At 39.9% G+C, this 19,289-nt stretch carries 14 protein-coding genes; 11 read left to right on the forward strand and 3 right to left on the reverse strand.

The genetic code is table 11. The features are described 5' to 3' along the window. Window positions 1-481 precede the first annotated feature (481 nt). Genes EL17_RS22215 through EL17_RS22225 form a run of 3 tightly spaced genes read left to right on the forward strand, consistent with a single transcriptional unit; the run spans window position 482 to window position 6,676 of the window. Window positions 482-2,074, forward strand: coding sequence for a TlpA family protein disulfide reductase (locus tag EL17_RS22215; protein WP_035079964.1), 1,593 nt, complete (start codon window positions 482-484; stop codon window positions 2,072-2,074). 41 nt (window positions 2,075-2,115) lie between these two features. Continuing rightward, window positions 2,116-5,298 (forward strand): SusC/RagA family TonB-linked outer membrane protein, encoded by a 3,183-nt coding sequence (locus EL17_RS22220; RefSeq protein WP_051720364.1) that lies wholly within the window; start codon window positions 2,116-2,118, stop codon window positions 5,296-5,298. A gap of 49 nt (window positions 5,299-5,347) precedes the next feature. Further along, complete coding sequence (locus EL17_RS22225) at window positions 5,348-6,676, forward strand: RagB/SusD family nutrient uptake outer membrane protein (protein ID WP_035079970.1); 1,329 nt, start codon at window positions 5,348-5,350, stop codon at window positions 6,674-6,676. 101 nt (window positions 6,677-6,777) lie between these two features. On the opposite strand, the gene EL17_RS22230 is transcribed toward EL17_RS22225, so the two are convergent. Together EL17_RS22230 and EL17_RS22235 are read right to left on the reverse strand one after the other, a co-directional pair. Beyond that, window positions 6,778-7,041: a hypothetical protein gene (locus EL17_RS22230; protein WP_035079973.1), complete on the reverse strand. Its 264-nt coding sequence runs from the start codon at window positions 7,039-7,041 to the stop codon at window positions 6,778-6,780. 281 nt (window positions 7,042-7,322) lie between these two features. Continuing rightward, window positions 7,323-7,808, reverse strand: coding sequence for a MauE/DoxX family redox-associated membrane protein (locus EL17_RS22235; RefSeq protein WP_051720365.1), 486 nt, complete (start codon window positions 7,806-7,808; stop codon window positions 7,323-7,325). 139 nt (window positions 7,809-7,947) lie between these two features. Between EL17_RS22235 and EL17_RS22240 the strand changes: the two genes are divergently transcribed. Beyond that, window positions 7,948-8,553: a cyclic nucleotide-binding domain-containing protein gene (locus EL17_RS22240; protein WP_035079975.1), complete on the forward strand. Its 606-nt coding sequence runs from the start codon at window positions 7,948-7,950 to the stop codon at window positions 8,551-8,553. Between the two features lie 341 nt (window positions 8,554-8,894). On the opposite strand, the gene EL17_RS22950 is transcribed toward EL17_RS22240, so the two are convergent. Further along, window positions 8,895-9,716: a hypothetical protein gene (locus tag EL17_RS22950; protein WP_051720368.1), complete on the reverse strand. Its 822-nt coding sequence runs from the start codon at window positions 9,714-9,716 to the stop codon at window positions 8,895-8,897. A gap of 769 nt (window positions 9,717-10,485) precedes the next feature. Between EL17_RS22950 and EL17_RS22955 the strand changes: the two genes are divergently transcribed. The 7 genes from EL17_RS22955 to EL17_RS22280 all read left to right on the forward strand — a co-directional run bounded on the left by EL17_RS22955 (window position 10,486) and on the right by EL17_RS22280 (window position 19,288). Further along, a complete protein-coding gene (locus tag EL17_RS22955) occupies window positions 10,486-11,211 on the forward strand; it encodes a hypothetical protein (protein WP_051720370.1) in 726 nt (241 codons plus the stop codon). Next, on the forward strand, window positions 11,201-12,148 hold the full coding sequence (locus EL17_RS22960; protein WP_051720372.1) for a hypothetical protein: 948 nt from the start codon (window positions 11,201-11,203) through the stop codon (window positions 12,146-12,148). Before EL17_RS22955 ends, EL17_RS22960 begins: the two co-directional genes overlap by 11 nt. A gap of 119 nt (window positions 12,149-12,267) precedes the next feature. Then, on the forward strand, window positions 12,268-12,963 hold the full coding sequence (locus tag EL17_RS22965; RefSeq protein ID WP_051720374.1) for a hypothetical protein: 696 nt from the start codon (window positions 12,268-12,270) through the stop codon (window positions 12,961-12,963). 11 nt (window positions 12,964-12,974) lie between these two features. After that, window positions 12,975-13,742, forward strand: a complete 768-nt coding sequence (locus EL17_RS22970) for a hypothetical protein (RefSeq protein WP_051720376.1) — start codon at window positions 12,975-12,977, stop codon at window positions 13,740-13,742. 45 nt (window positions 13,743-13,787) lie between these two features. Next, window positions 13,788-14,612, forward strand: coding sequence for a hypothetical protein (locus EL17_RS22975; protein WP_051720379.1), 825 nt, complete (start codon window positions 13,788-13,790; stop codon window positions 14,610-14,612). Window positions 14,613-14,653: 41 nt separating this feature from the next. Beyond that, window positions 14,654-15,964, forward strand: coding sequence for a hypothetical protein (locus tag EL17_RS22275; protein ID WP_205623615.1), 1,311 nt, complete (start codon window positions 14,654-14,656; stop codon window positions 15,962-15,964). 228 nt (window positions 15,965-16,192) lie between these two features. Continuing rightward, on the forward strand, window positions 16,193-19,288 hold the full coding sequence (locus EL17_RS22280) for an RHS repeat domain-containing protein (protein WP_035079981.1): 3,096 nt from the start codon (window positions 16,193-16,195) through the stop codon (window positions 19,286-19,288). Window position 19,289 lies beyond the last annotated feature (1 nt).

Here is a 19,289-nt window from a genome sequence, read left to right on the forward strand (position 1 = left end):
AGTTCAGCAAAATCAAACCTGTCCGAAAACATAAAACCTAAACGGATTAGAAGGTTTGAAGTACGATCTAAAGGCCTTGACTTTTTGGTTACTTTTTGGTTAAGCAAAAAGTGACAAAAGAAAAAAAGTGTGAAGCTACTCTGACGGGTTAATATAGGTAAAAATATATGGTCTGTACCTGAGACTTCTCCGCAAGCTCGAAGTGACGTGCGTTGAGATCCGTATAAGAGACCTCTCCACTGCACTTCGTTCCGGTCGAGGTGACGTACGGGGGTTGATGTTATTATAAACCATGAACCCTTATCTATCAATCATCATTCATCAACCATGACATAACAACCAAACAATTGAAAACCCGCCCCACAATTTTCCTCACTGGTTAACGATAAACCCCAGGAAACCAAACCGACCAACCCGTGGGGCGGTACTTTCTAATTGCAAATAGAGTAATACAATACCGATAATTTCTAAATAACACACTATGAAAAAAAGAAACATCTTTTTCTTCCTGGCACTGCTATGCCTTTTCGGGAAGGATTTATACGGGCAGAAAGTTGCCGGTCACCCCCCAGTCCCTTCCGCTGCGGAGGGGGCACCGGTGGTGGTGTATGGGGAGATAAGGGATTTTGAACCGGTAGAAGATATAGAGATAGCGTTTTGGGAAAATCTCTTTACTCCTAACAGCCCTAATCCCATTCCCAGAAAATTTGGGATAAAGACCCATAAGGGTAATTTTTTTAACAATGTTCAGCCCAAAGTTGACAGGCTATTCGAGTTGATCATAACTGATATCCAAGGGCCAGGTTATATTAATTTATCCAGTGGAAAAAGCCTTTTTTTGGAAGCATATCTAGTAGAACCAGGTGACAGTATAATGCTTAGAATCGACAGGATGACCAATACCATAGTATTTGGAGGTCCTTCAGGTGATAAGTTCCAGTGTCAGGCAGAACTGGAGAAAATAGGGTTAAAAAGGGAACTGGAGCGACCCAAGACATATAATTTTCAAAATTCAGCCCCACTGGATGCTACTTTGGACTCCCTGTTACAGCAAACATTGGCAGATTTTGGAAGACATCCGGAAATACTTCTGAGCCATAGTGATGTTGTCAGCTCTCTTAAAAACGGAATACTCAAATTGGATGATGGAGAATATTTATCCGTGCTGGACAGATATAAAAACAAATTAAGTAATTCTTCTGCACAGATCTTAAAGGCTAATTATTTATCCAGGGACCGATATAGGGTGGCAAGAAGATTTGTCAATGCCATATCCGAAATAAAGGCAGACACCATATCCGATTTTTTGATGGCGGATCTACAGGAAATGTTCCAACAGGAAATAAGTCGGTTTTTAAAACTTGAGCAGGACAATGCCCATCTTAAGGATGCCTATCAATATGTGATGCTCATCAATGCCACCCTGAAAGCAGAAGAAATGCTAACAGGAACCCCCTTCATTGAACTGGTGGCCGGACTTCGGCAAGGCGCCTTGAGGGACAGGGTGGTGACCGGCCATTTTTTGGAAAGATTTGTGGTGATGAAGGAAGGCCCGGAAGCGGTCCTGAAGGGCCTGGAACTGGTGGAAGATCCTGCGATGGGATCTATCCTTCGTGATTTGTACGAAAGGCAGGCGGCAGGAAAAAAAGCACTTGATTTCAGTCTACCCAACGAGTACGGGGAAATGGTATCACTGGGGGATTTTAAAGGGAAGGTGATACTGGTAGACTATTGGTTTACGGGTTGTGGTGCCTGTGTTATCCTGAACCAAAACCACTTGGTCCCTATCTCAGAATATTTTCAGTCCGATCCGGAATTTGTAATGGTATCCATCTCCGTTGACCAAAAAGAAGAACAGTGGAAAAAAAGCCTGGAAAGTGGAAAATACACCCCTCCCGGAGCCATTCACCTGAATACAGGGAAAGCAGGGGGGAAACATGAGCTCTTGGAAAGTTACAATATCAATGCCTTTCCCCATGTCATGCTGATTGACCGTGACGGTTACATAATTAACCATGGATACTACAACCCGACTTTCACCAAGCTTAAGGAAGATATTTCCGGTGTATTGTAATCAAGTTTTCAAGATCCATTTTTTATCAAAACAAAAGTTCTATGAGAAAATATATACTGCTAAGCCTGCTTCTTGTCCTGATAGGAGAAGGGTATGCCCAATCAATTGAACATTCCTTCAGTGGAAGAGTCAGAGACATGGTTTCCGGTGAGCCGCTTCAGGGTGCCCTGATAAAAGTACTGGATAGAGATGTATATTCAGTAGCCAACAGGGAAGGAGTTTTTTCCCTTGATTTAAATGAAGGAGACCATTTACTCCTGATGACCTACATCGGTTATGACACGCTGGAAATACAGGTTACTGTTCCCCAGGCTTTGGAGCAGACCTTTGATCTGCAGCCATCTGGCATATCCATGGGAGAGGTAGAGGTGGTTTCCACAGGATACCAACAGCTGCCAAGGGAGCGCGCAACAGGTTCCTTTGTCCATATTGATCAGGAGCTGGTCAATAGGAGGGTAAGTACCCATCTGCTGGACAGGCTTGAAGATGTCACATCCGGTCTGGTTTTTAACAGGGCAGGCCCTGCCGGGGACCCTTTGAGCATACGTGGCCGTAGTACCCTGTTTGCCAATACCAGCCCACTTATAGTCATCGATAATTTTCCATATGACGGGCCTTTGGAAAACATCAACCCGAATGATGTGGAATCCATCACCGTTTTACGGGATGCCGCAGCTGCCTCCATCTGGGGGGCGAGGGCCGGTAACGGTGTCATCGTAATAACCACGAAGAAGGGAAGCGCATCAGTCCCAAAGGTCAGCTTCCATACAAATATAAACATCATAGAAAAACCTGATCTGTTTTATGAGCCCATCATGTCACCCGGAGACAGAATCGATGTGGATAGACTGCTATTTGAAAGGGGAAGCTTTTTGGGCCAGGAGAATTCGGCCAACCGGCCCGTACTCCCGCCGATAGTAGAGACCTTGATAGCTGAAAGGGACGGGGCCATCAGTTCACAGCAGGCCCAAGAGCGGATACAGGCATACAGGTCAAATGATATCCGCAAAGACCTGATGCAATTTTACCATAGGGCACAGGTGAATCAACAGCATGCATTGAATGTTTCCGGCGGCACAAAGCAACATAGGTACAATTACTCTGTGGGTTTGGACAAAAATGCAGAAAACATAAGGGGAAACAACAACAACAGGATTACACTCGGCATGCAAAACCAATGGCTGCTGCTAAAGGACAGGTTAAATGTCAACGTTGGCCTATACTATGCCCGTCAGGAAAGAGACCTAACGACAGAAATTCCCAACCAGTATTATATCTATGAATCTCTTACGGGAATGGATGGAAGTCCTGCCCCGATACTTCAGCGGTACAACCTCCGATTTGTGAACAGCGAACAGGTCAATGGCCTGTTGGACTGGCGCTATATCCCCCTAAATGAAATAGGAAGGTTACAAAACCGGAACGTTAATGATGATTACAGAGCAAATGTATCTGCAGGGTATAACATTACCAATGGCCTATCTGCCGAAGTGTTGTATCAATATTGGCAGAACAGCGGTATTGGAACCAATTTACGGGGGCAGGACCTGTTCTTTACACGGGATTTAATAAACCAATTTACCCAAGTGGGAGTGGATGGCTCGCTATCCAGACCCATTCCGGAAGGAGGGATACTGGATTTAATGCAGAACCGGGCATTTAGCCACAGCCTTCGCGGACAACTGAGGTATGAAAATGAAATGGAGGGAGGGCATGAGCTAAACGCTGTTGCCGGATATGAGATCAAAGATCTACAGTCATCCATGAATGCGATGCGTTATTATGGATATGACGATGATCTGGGCATCAGCAGACCGGTAGATCCGATAAGCCGGTTTAACCTTTTCCACAGCGGCTCCCCTGCATCAATTTCACATGGGGCCCAGCATGGAGGAAATACAGATAGGTTTGTGTCCTATTATTTCAATGCAGGTTATTCTTATAAAAGGAAGTATAACCTGTCAATAAGTGCAAGAAGGGATGCCTCCAATATATTCGGTGTGGAAACCAACAGAAAGGGCGTGCCGCTATGGTCTGCAGGAGGTGCCTGGACGGTAAGTGGAGAAGATTTTTATAAGTCAGGATTTTTACCCTACCTGAAATTTAGGGCCTCCTATGGCGTGAACGGAAACATAGACAAATCCCTATCGGCATTGACTACTGTCCAGTATTATACCAACCTGCAATTTGATATTCCTGCAGGCGAACTTGGGGGCCAGATCATCAATCCGGCAAATCCATTGTTGAGATGGGAACAGATCAGGATCCTCAATATAGGAACCGATTTTGAAAGCCAAAACGGTAGGCTGGGCGGGGTCATTGAGTTTTATATGAAAAACGGAGAAGACCTGATAGGTGATGCGCCACTACCACCCTCTACCGGATTGGTGCGGTTCAGGGGAAATACATCGGGAACCTCTGGCCGCGGATTGGATATCGAACTGAATTCAAGAAACCTGATAGGGACATTTCAGTGGCAGACATCGCTACTGTACAGCTATATAAATGAAAAAGTAACGGACTACTATTACAAGGGGACCGTTCTGAATTATCTGGCCCAGTCAGACGGGGTGATGATACCTTTGGAAGGAAGGCCACTGTTTGCCATATATAGCCTTCCCTGGGAAGGGCTGGATCCGGATACAGGAAACCCTTTAGGGTATGTCGACGGAGAAGTAAGCAGCAATTACGCTGCAATTTTTAGTAACACAGATCCGGAAACCTTACAATATCACGGTTCCAGACGGCCAACATCCTTTGGGGCGTTGAGAAATACTTTTGCATGGAAAGGATTTTCTCTTTCAGTAAATATCTCTTATAGATTAGGCTATTATTATAGACGGGAATCAATAAATTATTCCACTGTCCTCACAGGGGGAGGAGGGCATTCAGATTATTCGCGTAGATGGCAGCAGCCCGGCGACGAACTTATCACCTCTGTGCCCAGTATGCCGTTGACCAACAATAACCAACGGAATAATTTTTATAGATATTCTGACATTTTAGTGGAAAAGGGAGACCATTTCAGGTTGCAGGATATCAGGATGGGGTACACACTGTCTAGATCCAAATTTCCGGGTCTTCCTTTTAAAAACGCGGAAATTTATACCTACGCTAATAACCTGGGCATTCTTTGGAAGGCTTCCGATGATCCCTTGGATCCTGATTTTAGAACAATGAGGCCATTGAGGAGCATTGCAGCAGGGATAAGGTTTGATTTTTAACCCCATGGCACCATTGATTAATCTTAAATACATTTAACTGCCTTTACTTATGAAAAAATATACGTCTCTATCAATATTGATTTTAGCGGCCGGAGTGATGCTGGGATGCGAAGAGTTTTTGGATGCAAAGCCCAACAAAGGATTGTCTACTGCTGAGTCGATAGAAGAACTGCAGGCATTGCTGGACAATGTCTCTATTTTCAACGTCACACCTGGATTGGATATAGTAGCGGCTGATGAATATTTTACCAGCAATGCTGGTTGGATATCATATGGCAGAAATATGGTTCAGCAGGCTTATAAAAGAAATTTATCCAACGTTTTTGAAGATGAAGTTAACCCCAGTGAATGGATATGGCCTTACCGCCAGGTATTTTATTCCAATATTGTGCTGGATAAAGCCCGATCCCTGTCTGGGGAGGGTCAAGTTCCAAATACCGGTATTGATAGGGTAATTGGTTCAGCTAAATTTTGCAGGGCATTCGCCTTCTATAATTTGGCACAGAATTTTGCTGGTTACTACTACCCGGGAACAACATCAATTGGAATTCCCTTACCACTTTCACCGGATGTAAACCATTTTCCACCATTTGCCAGTTTACAGGAAACGTATGATCATATTTTTGGTGATCTGTATGAGGCATTGGAGCTTTTGCCAATGGTACCCAGGTATAAAAGTCAGCCATCCAAGGCAGCTGCCCATGCTTTGTTGGCACGGATATATTTGAGTATAAATGATTATGAAAGAGCAGAAAACCATGCAGATGAGGTCCTAAAAATAAATGAAGCCATGATTGACCTGAATGTTTTGCAGGGCAGTGGTATGTACCCTATTCCTGTGGCAAATGAAGAAGTAATCTATCATGCCGTGACGGTTTCCCTTATAGGTTTTGAAACCAATCAGGAAACTCGGGTGGACACCATGTTATATCAGTCTTATGATATAGAGGACTTACGCAAGACCATGTATTTCATTGTCAGAAATAACGGGGCTGTAAATTTTAGGGGGAGTTTTTCGGGTAACTGGAATTATTTCAGCGGACTGACAGTGGGGGAGGTATATTTGATCCGGGCCGAATGTAGAAGTAGAAGGGGAGATGACGTCAATGCATTGGGGGATTTAAATTTACTATTAAGGAACAGATATAAAAACAGTAGTTTTCAAGACAAAGGCAACGTGGATGATATACTTGGGTTGATTTTGACTGAGCGGAGAAAAGAATTAATATTCAGAGGACTTAGATGGAGTGATCTGAAAAGGGGAGCCACTGATAAGGCTGAACTGACAAGGGAAGTAGAAGGAGAAACTTTCAGGTTTGCGGTATCTCCTGAGAATTTTATTTTCCCGGTACCGTTGGAAGAATTTAGTTTTAGGTAGATTCTGGTTCGAAAAAAAAATCGGTTTACAAATATTGATTTTAGAAACAAATAATTATATCCATAAAAAGAGAGGCTGTCTGTGTGACAGCCTCATTACTATTATTTACCTGATGGTCCCAGATAAATAAATTGACCTTCAGAATTGGGCAGGGGATTTTGCATAGCCTGATCTGAATATAGACACTGAACAGTTGCCTGATCACACCTATATTCACCGCTACCCAATGTTACCTGCCTTACTCCAATTTCGGGGTCTTCACCCCAAACAGTCTGTTGAGTAATTGGTTCCGTAAAGGCGAAAGCCAGTACAGCACCCAACGAAAATACTCCTCCGCGTAGGAGGATTAAAGCATGTTTTTTCATAGCTTTATTGTTTGTTAGTTAAAGATTACCGGTCGTTTTGGCATATCTTCCTGGCCGGGGAGATATATGCGCCTTCCGAGAGGGACGGCCGGTTTTTTTTGCCCCCTGCTGCTGTCCGGCAGCTACCTGGTAGCTTCACGGACCGGTTGATTTTTTCTTGTAATTTCAAATGCCCATTTTACCTCATTGCCCCTAGTGCTGCTTTTGCGCCAATGTTATAATAACTATTAGTCTTGTTTTCAATATATTATACATCTAATTTCGGCATTATAATTTAATGATTAGGGCCCATTTGGGCCTTTAGTATTTTTGGCTTTAAAAAGGCCCATTTGGGCCCTGGCCAATGCGTTTCTTTCAATCAGGTAGCCTATGAATGAAATTCCCAAGAAAAAGAGGTTGAACAGCAAATGCTGTGGCCAGCTCATCGCTTGAAGCACACCGCCACAGGAGCAGGGAATCCGGTCAAATAGACCCGTGATGACCAGTCCTACGTATCCTGTAAATGCTCCCATTAGGATAATGCTCCCCAGAAAGCCCCATTTCCTATATGCCGGAATGCACAGCATCAGTGCCAGGAGCAGTTCTGCCCCCGGAACGGCTATCAGCAGGATGTCAGCCATCCATATTGGGAAGACCTGATTATAAAGTGCCGCTTTGGTGCCTTCATAATCCAGGAATTTATTGACCGCTGTATAGGCAAACAGCAGGACCAACAGCCAGGAAAATATTTCCGGCACCTTTTGCCGGTTGTCTTCTAAGTGTTCCATGTAGCCATAATTTATTTTTGGATAAAAATAATGCGTAATCTTAACTTTTAAGAGCCCATTTGGGCCTTTATGCGTTGACCTCTTGTGTTTTACAAAAAATCAATTTAATTTTTAGGTTAGGATATAATCGGGGGAAATAATGGAGGAAGAATTTTTAAAATTAATCCGTCAATTCAGCGCTCACGTCATCTCTTTATTTCCAAAACAGTCTATCAAATTGGATGATATAGATTGGGGAAGTTTAACCACATATCTCACTGATCATCGCTATCCAGCAGGTTCAGTGCTTAAAAAGCCGGAAACAGTTGAAAAGAAAAGCCGGCTGGTTCTTGAAGGATTGGTAGTGGCTTATCGGGAGAGGGGAGATTCGGTTTGGAAACCATACAGGGTGTATGAAGCGGGGGATGTTGCTGTAGACCTTTCATCCATGAAGGAACGGAAGCCTTCTGGGCTAAAATTCGTAGCCTATACGCAAGTCAGGGTGGTGGAATTAGCATATGCTGATGAGATCAGACTTCTCAAGTCGCACCCCGAACTGAATGCCTTATCCGCCCATATTAATAATTACCTGTTTATCAGGGAGGCCTCTTTTTCATCGGTGTTGAGTTTACCCAACAAGGAAAGATACGATGCCTTTCTCACCACATACAAACAGGCTGCCTCTATGTTAAAGATCAGAGATGTTGGTGATTTGCTCCAGTTCAGCTGGACCACCTTCAAAAGAGTCAGGAAAAGAAAAGAATGATTCCATAAATGCTGTTCGCTGCTGTCGCTGCTGTTCGAGATTTATAATCTCGAACCCAGACCACCTTTTTAGGTGGTCCCGATAAACGAAGTGAATAGGGGTGGGGGGATTTGTAATCCCCGTCTCTGTTAATAAGGTATCTAATCCATCAGGGGATGGCAAATCCCCTATACCCCGAATAATCGTGACCAACGAAAGGGTAGTCTGGCTCCGGAATTGAATATTAGGAGAACTGTACCTCACTTGGAATTTTGGAATACTTACGGCTGTTGCACTTTTGGCTTTCACTATTTAATTATAAGTATCAATCAATGTAGAAAGAATAAAATTTCTCAGCTTGATTAATCAGGAATTGGAGGGTTAGTTCTGGCGTTAGGGGTTTTCAACTGTATTATTTCTGTTGATAGCAATTCCATTTTTTTGTTCTGATCAATTAAATGTAGCGTCAGTTCCTCAATTTTTTTTAATAATAGCAGGTTCATTTCTGCCACATCCAGCCCCTCAGAGGCTATTACAGCTGCGGATGGGATTTCAGGGAGGTGCTTGTATTGCTGTATATAGGCTTCCGTTTCTTCCAGACTGATCAGGAGGTAATCCTGTTCAAAGACATAATCTGGGACTGAGATATTGGTTTTGATCTTGACTTCTTTAGCAAATATATTGCCCTCTACCGACAGTGTGGCTATGGGGTTGGTTGTTCCTATTCCGACATTCCCCCCGTTAGGGGCCATTACGATTTTCTGCAAATTGCTATAACCGCTTCCATCGGATATATAAGCAGCTATAATGTCTTTTGTAGCATTTCCCAATCCCAGCCCGTGGGTTTCTTTAAATGACCAATGCGCTCTGTTTTTTGTTCTGCCAAAGATTATATCTGCAGACCACCAGTGCATGTCGTTTATATCTCCGGTAGAAGGGTTGCGGAAGTTTATGTACTGATTGGTGAAATTATCGTTTCCCCCACCGATCCACAATAAAGCATTGGCTGGGGATCCATAATGTAAATAAGGAGTACTGGCTATATGCAGTTTGTTTTTGGGGTTGACCAGTCCAATCCCTACATTATTCAGGGTGTAAGTAGTCCCGGGAGGGGAGGTTTGGAATTGCCCCATTACAAAATTGGAAAATAATATAAATGGTAATATAAGGATTAAATTTTTCATGATAATATGGACAGTGGCAAATTTGTTATAGATGATTAAAATAAATGGACCGATTATTTTTTATTCGGCAATAATACCATTAGAAAATATAAATCAAGTAATTAATATTTTTATTTAAAAGGGATTATTTTGATTGATTTTTTATATGTATTGAAATAATTTTTTAAAAAATAATAAAATATTAATATTGTAATAGTGATAATTTAAATATATTCAAATTTATATAATATTTTGAATTGAATAGGAATAAAATTGATGCCAATATATTGTATGGTTAAATGGGTGTGTTTGTGTATAAAATTTTTATTTACTCATTTACCTAAATTTTTTAACTGATTTGTTTTTAAATTATTTTTTTATTTCATAACTATCAGAAAATTATTCAGGGTGTTTTTTAATAGACCCCTTTTAGATAAATGGATAATTTTTTCGTATAATAAACTATGCGTTTTGTATAAAGTTTTATGTTTTGGTTTAGTTTTAAAGGTTTTTTAATTAAATATAACCATTCGTTTTCGCTTTATATTATCATTAACCTTTTTCATAGGGTTAAGTGGTTACTTTTGATAAAAGTCTTTATTTTATAGTGTTTTATATAAAAAAAATGAATATAGCATAAACCTGATGTTTTATGTTTATTGGTAATAATATCTATTCAAATATTATCTGCAAATAATACTGGAATAAATCTTCCTGCCAATAGAACAGCATACCATTTTCGATCTTTTATCTTACAAATAAGGAATACGGGGAGAACCAAGAATGTATTATGAAAATCCATTTTAAATATTTAAAGATTCTAATATTGATAGTAATCTATCAGGGCTGTCATATCCAAAATATAACTGCCCAAAGCAATACATTTCCAGGTTCGGGAAATGTGGGGATAGGAACAGTTACTCCCAATAGTTTTCTAGATATCTATACGCATGATACAAGACAGACTGCCATACTGGGTAGAGGCAATGATATAAATTTTAGATTGGTTTCTAGTCAAGATAGAACTTCCAATGCCCAAAATGCAATTGTAGGAGAATTTGGATTGGATTACGATGTTATTAAAAACACCGCTATCAGATTTCATAGAGGTTGGACCATTACTGGCGGATTCATTTCTTTTACTACCAATAACAACAATGAACGGATGCGGATCACCACAGAAGGCAATGTGGGGATTGGATTATTAGACCCATCGAACAAATTAGAGGTAAACGGAACCGTACGAGCAAAAGAAATCAAGGTAGAAGCCAATAATTGGCCGGATTATGTTTTTGGTTCTGAATACGAATTGATGAGTCTTCAAGAAGTTGAAGATTTTGTTCATAAAAACAAACATTTACCTGGAGTTCCTTCAGAAATGGAAATTCTGGATTCAGGATTGTTTTTAGGAGAAATGAATAGATTATTATTATTAAAAATTGAGGAGTTAACGCTTTATTTAATAGAACAACAAAAAGAAATCAATGACTTAAACTCCTCTATAAATGGAAAATAATGATAGGGAATTTAATTTGGTTTGCCATATAAATTACAAAGAGTGGTATTGTGCTATTATTCTTTTTGCGTTAATATTTATTTATAAAAACCCTTTGTTAGGTCAGGACCTAAAATTTAATAGCCTTTCGGGTATTTCAGGTTATGGAAGGGATATTACATGGACTACATCAGAATGGGGATCTGGCTTTGGCCATAGAATCTCAAATATGGATATTGGTGGATATACTACTTTTTCAATTGACTCCAGACATAATTCACCAAATTGGGTAAACACATTTAATATTACCAGTCTTGGGCATGTAGGAATTGGTACTTTATTACCTAGCAATGATCAGGGATGGCATAGAGTTGTGGAAATCAACGGAGGCCAACATTCTAAACTTTTGATATCTTCCCAAAACAAGGGGGTAAAAGTTGGCATATATGCCCATTATTCTTGGGGGGATGGACCTAAAGGTGTCATTGGTACAGAGTCTAATCATGATTTATCTATTCACACTGACTATGACAAAGAAAGAATAAGGATCAAAAATAATGGAAATGTAGGTATAGGTACATCTGCACCCACATCTAAACTGGACGTCAACGGTACTATCCGGGCAAAAGAAATCAAAGTAGAGGCCACCAACTGGCCGGATTATGTATTTGAGCCAAATTATGAATTGATGGACTTGAAGGATGTTTCAGATTATATACAGATTCACAAACATTTGCCTGGTATTCCCTCAGAAATAACTGTCCAGAATTCAGGATTACTATTGGGGGAAATGAATGCCCTTTTACTGAAAAAGATAGAAGAACTGGTTTTATACACCATTTCTCAACAAACTAGAATTCAGCTTTTAGAAGAGTTAATTGAAAAAAGCGACGATAATATATGCTATTTAGAAAGAGAGATTTTGAAATTAAAAGAGGAATATCAAAAGGTAGATTAAACACATAATTATATAAATGGTGTATCGAGCATGAAGAAAACGTAACATACTTGGATGTTTAAATATAGTGTCAGGTCCACTTGCGTGATATTATAATACCTCTGAAAAAAACATAAAATATGAAATATATTGTATTGATATTAATGCTTTTTCTGAGCTACAATACCATTGCCCAGAATATATTTCCTTCTACGGGTAATATGGGGTTGGGTACCACTACACCTAATGCTCAAATAGATATTTATTCTCACGGGACCCATCAAACAGCCATCCTTGGGAGAGGTAATGACCTGAATTTTAGATTGGTTTCTAGTCAAGATAGAACTTCCAATGCCCAAAATGCTATTGTTGGAGAATTTGGGATAGATTATGATGTTATTAAAAACACCGCTATCAGATTTCATAGAGGGTGGACCATTACTGGCGGATTCATTTCTTTTACTACAAATAATAACAATGAAAGGATGCGGATCACCACTGAAGGCAATGTGGGAATTGGGTCGACTAATCCATCAAACAAATTAGAGGTAAATGGGACCGTACGTGCCAAGGAAATTAAAGTAGAAGCCAATAATTGGCCCGACTACGTTTTTGATCCCGGATATGAACTGCTGGATTTAAAGACGACTGCTGCCTATATAGAAAAGCACAGACATTTACCGGGCATCCCCTCCGAGCAGGAGGTGCGGGAATCTGGGATTTATTTAGGGGAAATGAATGCGCTACTGCTCAAAAAAATAGAAGAGCTGACACTGCATATCATCAACCTGCAAAATCAGGTGGATAACTTAACGAATAAACAGAAACCTATATAATTAAAATTAATATGAAGCACCTTTTACTTATCATTTTCAGTTTTTTCTTTTCATTTTATTCGATGGGACAGTTTGTAAATCCTACTCCAGGTGCCACTTATACATTAAATAATTTGGGTATAGGTATATCTAACCCTAAAAGTAAATTACATGTATCCAATGGTCCAGATATAAGTAGGGGGGTAGCGGCCAATGCGGTAATGTGGGTAGGAGGAGGAAATGATTTTTTTGATAACCAATATATAAATTTTAGAAACCCATCCACGACAGATGCCAACGGTATGTTCTGGTGGTCTACGGATATCTTATTCGGAAGGAACAAAAACAAAACTAGCTGGGCATTTAAAGAGACTCATGAAAATGGGTTGGGATCAGCTACTAAAGATATTATAGCAGCATGGATAATAGATCTGGGAGGTTATAGTCATTTAGAAAAAATAGTCCTCGCCCAAAATGGAGGTAACGTAGGGGTAGGGATGTCAAACCCGACTCACAAGTTTGAAGTAAACGGCACCATAAGGGCAAAGGAGATCAAAGTAGAAGCCTCCAACTGGCCGGATTATGTTTTTGAAGCTGATTATGATTTAATGGACCTTAAAGATGTGGCAGAATTTATCCACCAACATAAACATTTGCCAGGTATTCCTTCAGAAAAAGAGGTTCAGGATTCAGGAATTAATCTTGGTGAAATGAATGCGCTCCTTTTAAAAAAGATTGAAGAATTAACGCTTCACCTCATTCAGCTACAAGCCAAAATGGAAAGCTTATCTATACAATAACCCAGCTTTAAATATTTATAAAAAGGTTTCTTTATTATAGAACTCATGAAACATACTTTACTTATTGTTTTTTGCTTACTCATTTCTTTTTATTCCAAAGGGCAGTTTGGTATTCCCGGCTCAGGAATTTCTTATAGTATGGATATGATAGGAATAGGACTGTCTAACCCTCAAAGCCATTTCCACGTGTCCAATGGACCTTACTTCACTCACGGTTTGCCTGCCAATGCGCTCATTTGGATAGGTGGAGGAAATGATTTGTTTGACAAACAATACATAAACTTTAGAAATCCTTCAAAATCAGATGCCAACGCTATGTATTGGTGGTCATCGGATATCATTTTTGGAAGGAATAAGAATAAAACAAATTGGTCATTTAAAGAAACACACGGAGACGGTCTTGGATCAGCGATTAAGGATATTATAGCTGCCTATATAACTGATGGTGGAGGGTACAGCCATTTACAAAAGGTAATTATTGCTCCTAATGGAGGGAATGTAGGGGTAGGTATTGAAAATCCAACCCATAAATTTGAAGTCAATGGTATTGTAAGGGCAAAGGAAATCAAAGTAGAAGCGACTAACTGGCCCGATTATGTTTTTGAAAGAGACTATGAACTGATGTCACTGGATGAAGTGAAATCTTTTATAGACCAAAAGGGACATCTTCCTGGATTTAAGTCAGAGAAAGAGTATAGTGAAGAAGGAGTGAATTTGTTGGAACTAAACCAGAAACTACTGGAGAAGGTAGAGGAGATCACCCTCTATCTGCTCCATCAACAAAAGGCGATAGAAGCGCAATCACAATTGATAGAAAAGCAACAGCGAGAACTCGATTTTTTGCTAGCGAAAAAAGCTACTATATACTAATAAAAGCTTAATTAGGACATCATAAATTATCTTATAATCCATTGAAAAAGTCGGTTTTATTAATATTGTTCTCGATAGTCTCCATTTGTGTGGAAGCCCAACACTACGATGTTAAGTTGTTTGATGGACGGATCAAACAGTCAGCGAAACAGGTCGGGGACAGGGCGAAGGATTATAGACAGGTCCAAAAAGAAAATGCAATATATATTAAACAGAGAAAAAGGGATTACCATACTATTAAAGACAGCTTAGGGCATGCTGATAGTTTAAAGCTCAGAATTCCGTCTGATTCCATAAAGCAACTGATTAAAGCACAAGAAGAGCACTATGTCTATACCGATACCCTGTATATGCTTCAGCAAATTTCGGGTTGGGACAAATCCGAAATGTTGGCTAAAAACCAATCTATATCCATGAAACGGGAAAAATTGGAAGGGAAGGAATATTTGTCAAAATATGCCAACTTAAAAAGAGAAATCGGTTCCCATAGGAAAACCTTAAAGGTTTACCGGGATAGTCTATCGGCTATTGATTCTCTGGATCGGGATGAGATCAATTATAGGGTGAAGCAGAGGAAACAGGAGCTATCCGTGGAATATGAAAAGAAACTGGAAAGCATTTCCAGGGAGATAGTTAACGAAAAGACACCAGGTCTCCCGGGTGGTTTTCAGAATAAAGAACTGGAGAAATTCCAAAAGGCGCATTCAAATTTGAAAGCAAACTTTGGCAATGACGGTATGGCCAACCTTTCCAAGGCACAGGGAGTGGACCATTTTGCGGGCAAACATAACGTTCTTCAGGCAGCTCAGGAGGAAGTAGCCGTCCTGAAGAAAAAATATGCAGAGGTGGTAGATTCAAATGACCTTTCTACAGCAACCAAAGTGAATTCCCTTAAGGGTGAACCCTTGATGAACCGACTGGTCTTTGGAGGTACTTTTCAGCTGCACGTAGACAGGAACACCAACCTGGACCTGAACCCTGAGATCGGATACAGGATGAACAGAAATTTTGATATGGGCATGGGCGGGACTTATAGGATAAGGGTAGCAACCAAAGACTTACCCCAATGGATAAAGGAGCCCAATGTGATGGGGTTTAGGGGCTTTGCCAACCACCTGTTATTTAAAAACCTTTTTCTGCACGGGGAATATGAAGGGTTGAAAAGCAGTATGAGGCCAGATGCCGGACAGGCAGTCCAAGAATGGCATGGCAGTCTGTTGACAGGGATACAAAAACGCTTCAGGCTCAAAGGGAAAGCCCAAGGCCAGGTACTGCTGCTGTATAATTTTCACTACCGGGAGAATCCTTTGTACAACAGTCCCTGGGTGATGAGGGTGGGGGTTGGGAACTAAGATTTTTAATTTTAAAATAGATATTAGTTAGTTTATTGACTAAAAATGTAAAAAAATTTTAAGGATAGGTTTTATATGCTTTAAGGTGGGTTAAGCCATTATATTTAATGCGTAAAAAGATATTTATGCCAAAAAGGAAGTAGTCCCTTTTTAATTTATATTAAGTCCAAATGGATTAATTATAAGTGATTGTTTGTTCCACAAGTTTTGTTTTAATTATGTTATAATATGAATGTTTGTCATTTTGTCGGAAAAAAAAGGAAGAGTGTTTCCAGTCTGGTTTTTTCGTTGCTTTTTATTTCTACTGTAACTGTTTATGGGCAAATTTCCCAAAACAAAATGATCGAAGGATTTACTTCGGTGTTGCCTGTTTCTCCTGAGGCTGCCTCCCTTAGTAGATATACTGAATCACCTGTTGATAATTATACGGGTATACCTGATATAAGTATTCCTATTTTCCATATTAATAAAGGAGATATTAATATTGATGTTAAGCTAAAATATCATAGCGGGGGTAATAAAGTAGATGAAGTTGCTTCCAGAGAAGGGCTGGGCTGGACTATGGAGGCCGGGGGAATCATTACTAGATCAGCACGGGGGTTACCGGACCAATCAATGTTTCATGTTGGCTTAAATCAATTCTTGAATGATCAAAATTATGCAACAAGAAGGGATTATATCTTAGGGGTTTATGCAGGTCAGATTGATTCAGAACCAGACTTGTATTATTTTAATTTACCGGGGATAAGTTGTAAGGCATTTAAAGGAGCTTCGGGACAATGGGTTGTCATGCCCAGAGACAATAACCTTAAAATAGAAGAGAATATCCAAGGGTTTAACTGGATAGTCACTGATGGAATAGGGATCAGATATAAATTTAAAGATAGGGAATTCACGTCAAGTATGTCTCTGTCATCTTCGACATCAGGTGACTATAATGATATTTCATCATGGTATTTAACAGAAATGGAAGATAGCCGAGGTAATGTGGTGAATTTTTTCTATGATAGCCCTCAGTTAAATTTCATTTCTAAATCTGCAGAGAGAGTCCTTGTTCCTAACAGCACAATGGCAGGGCCGTGTGTGAAACAGATAGAACAATATTATATGTCTAACCAAGTGTCCGCAAAAAGGCTGGTCAGAATTGAATTTAAGAATGGTTCGGTTGAGTTTAAATATAGCAATCAGGAAAGGCAGGATCTTAAGGGCGATGCCAGACTTTCAGATATAGAAATAAAAAGAGATAGCGGAATTATCAAAAAATATTCGCTGTATCACAGTTACTTTCAAAATAATTTAGTTGGAAAAAACTCACCTACAATCTTCACAGCATATGATGCTTCTCGGTTAAGACTTGATTCTTTGGTGGAGCTCAGTGGATCCACAAGAATTCCGGCCTATAAATTTCGATATATTAATGTAAATGGGCTGCCCTACAGGAACTCCCATTCGAAGGATCGATGGGGATATTTTAATGGGAAAAACAATCAGCTTACATCCGTAAGTTATATGGAAAACAATGTTTGGGTCGGGGCTGATAAATCTATTGTGCCTTCTTTTGCCCAAGAGACATTGTTAAACCATATTGAATATCCCACAGGAGGTACTTCTACTTTTGTTTACGAAGGGAATCAGTTTGATAACGGTTCACAGATTTCTGTAGGTCCGGGACTTAGGATTCGGCAAATTAATCATTCCTCCGAGGCTTCAAATTCCCAGAATATATATTATTCTTATATTGATCCGTCTACAAATTTGTCCAGCGGGATTATTGGTAATCTGGCAGATTACTCAAGAGATTTGACCATAAGCACCGGATCAGGATGGACTGCGGATCAAACATGTTCTTATACAGTTTACGAAGAGGCCTCTAACTATCCGCTTCTGAACACCAAGGGGTCTTCTGTGGGCTACAGATATGTTTCAATCACCAAAGACTTAAATGGCAGTGTGGGTAAAAGCACTTTCAGATATAGTCTTATCAACGATCTAAATTCAGAGACATCTTTTCCGTATCCTCCCTATTCTCCCCAAGATTGGAAGAGAGGTTTATTGTTGGAAGAATCACATTATAGACTTCAGGGGGGCATTTCCGAATTGGTTAAAAGCAAAGTTAATACCTTTGAGGTAATACCTAGTTCTGTATATGAATATTATGGTGTAAAAGTTTCCTCCCACCATATTAAGAACTATTCCGCTTCAAATGAGAACCTATATTCCGGTGTTTCACATGTTACCTATCCTTTACGGACCGATGCTTATTTATTAAAAACAGAGAAGAATATTGAGCGTCATAATGATAATGAAATTATTACGGTTAGCGAATATTCCTACTCCTTATCCAATTTTAAGACATCAAAAATTTCTACTACGAATAGTGATAATGTTAAACTGGTACAGCAGGTTTTTTATCCCGGTGATTATCATTCAAATTCCCAAGGCTCTCCTTTATTATCAAAATTGTTGAATAGAAACATGGTTAATTTGCCAATAGAGCAAATTAAATATTCCGATCGTAATGGGGCTTTGAGTATGATTGATGCAAAGACCTTTATATATGGTTCAAGACCGCATCAGGAAGCCGGACAGGATTATTTTTTCTTGAGTAAAATTATGGATGCTGATAGGAATAGTTTTTTATTTTCCAGTAAATATAATTTTGTAAACATTCCGGTACATTATAAAGAAAAATATAGGACAAATCTAGTGAATTCCTTTTCCAAGCCTCTTGAAAACGTTAAAGAAAATACTATGACTTTAGCATATTATTGGGGATATGATGGGCAATATCCTGTTGCCGAAGCTACAAATGCAGCCTACAGCGAAATTTCATTTTCCTCATTCGAAACAGCAGAAAAAGGCGGTTGGACTTACACCGGTACCCCTGTAACCACCTTCAAAACAGGTACAAGGGGCTATAATCTAAGCACCGGCCCGATCACCAAGTCGGGAATTACAGCATCTACTACCGACCCCTACCTTGTGGGGTTTTGGGCAAAGACAGTTTCAGGGACAGGTTCAGTGAATGTTGGAGGCCAGATCGAATCGTTGGGTACAACCTGGAAGTGGGTGGAGAAAACAATCACGTCCGCAAGCTTGACCATCTCTGGAAGCAGTATAATTGTAGATGAGCTCAGATTACATCCACTGGATGCCATGATGACCACCTATACCTATGATCCTTTAGTCGGCATGACCAGCAAGACGGATCCCAACGGCATAATAGTGTACTATGAATACGATGCTTTTGGAAGGCTTAAGACCATCAGAGATAAGGATAACAATATATTAGAGACCTATGAAATTAACTATGCAGTCCAATAAT

Origin of the sequence: Anditalea andensis (assembly GCF_000714815.1) — a bacterium.
GTDB classification, from domain to species: Bacteria; Bacteroidota; Bacteroidia; order Cytophagales; family Cyclobacteriaceae; genus Anditalea; species Anditalea andensis.

Coding starts and splice junctions, on each gene's coding strand:
- EL17_RS22215 (WP_035079964.1), top strand. CDS start 482: ATGAAAAAAAGAAACATCTTTTTCTTCCTGGCACTGCTATGCCTTTTC.
- EL17_RS22220 (WP_051720364.1), top strand. CDS start 2,116: ATGAGAAAATATATACTGCTAAGCCTGCTTCTTGTCCTGATAGGAGAA.
- EL17_RS22225 (WP_035079970.1), top strand. CDS start 5,348: ATGAAAAAATATACGTCTCTATCAATATTGATTTTAGCGGCCGGAGTG.
- EL17_RS22230 (WP_035079973.1), bottom strand. CDS start 7,041: ATGAAAAAACATGCTTTAATCCTCCTACGCGGAGGAGTATTTTCGTTG.
- EL17_RS22235 (WP_051720365.1), bottom strand. CDS start 7,808: ATGGAACACTTAGAAGACAACCGGCAAAAGGTGCCGGAAATATTTTCC.
- EL17_RS22240 (WP_035079975.1), top strand. CDS start 7,948: ATGGAGGAAGAATTTTTAAAATTAATCCGTCAATTCAGCGCTCACGTC.
- EL17_RS22950 (WP_051720368.1), bottom strand. CDS start 9,716: ATGAAAAATTTAATCCTTATATTACCATTTATATTATTTTCCAATTTT.
- EL17_RS22955 (WP_051720370.1), top strand. CDS start 10,486: ATGAAAATCCATTTTAAATATTTAAAGATTCTAATATTGATAGTAATC.
- EL17_RS22960 (WP_051720372.1), top strand. CDS start 11,201: ATGGAAAATAATGATAGGGAATTTAATTTGGTTTGCCATATAAATTAC.
- EL17_RS22965 (WP_051720374.1), top strand. CDS start 12,268: ATGAAATATATTGTATTGATATTAATGCTTTTTCTGAGCTACAATACC.
- EL17_RS22970 (WP_051720376.1), top strand. CDS start 12,975: ATGAAGCACCTTTTACTTATCATTTTCAGTTTTTTCTTTTCATTTTAT.
- EL17_RS22975 (WP_051720379.1), top strand. CDS start 13,788: ATGAAACATACTTTACTTATTGTTTTTTGCTTACTCATTTCTTTTTAT.
- EL17_RS22280 (WP_035079981.1), top strand. CDS start 16,193: ATGAATGTTTGTCATTTTGTCGGAAAAAAAAGGAAGAGTGTTTCCAGT.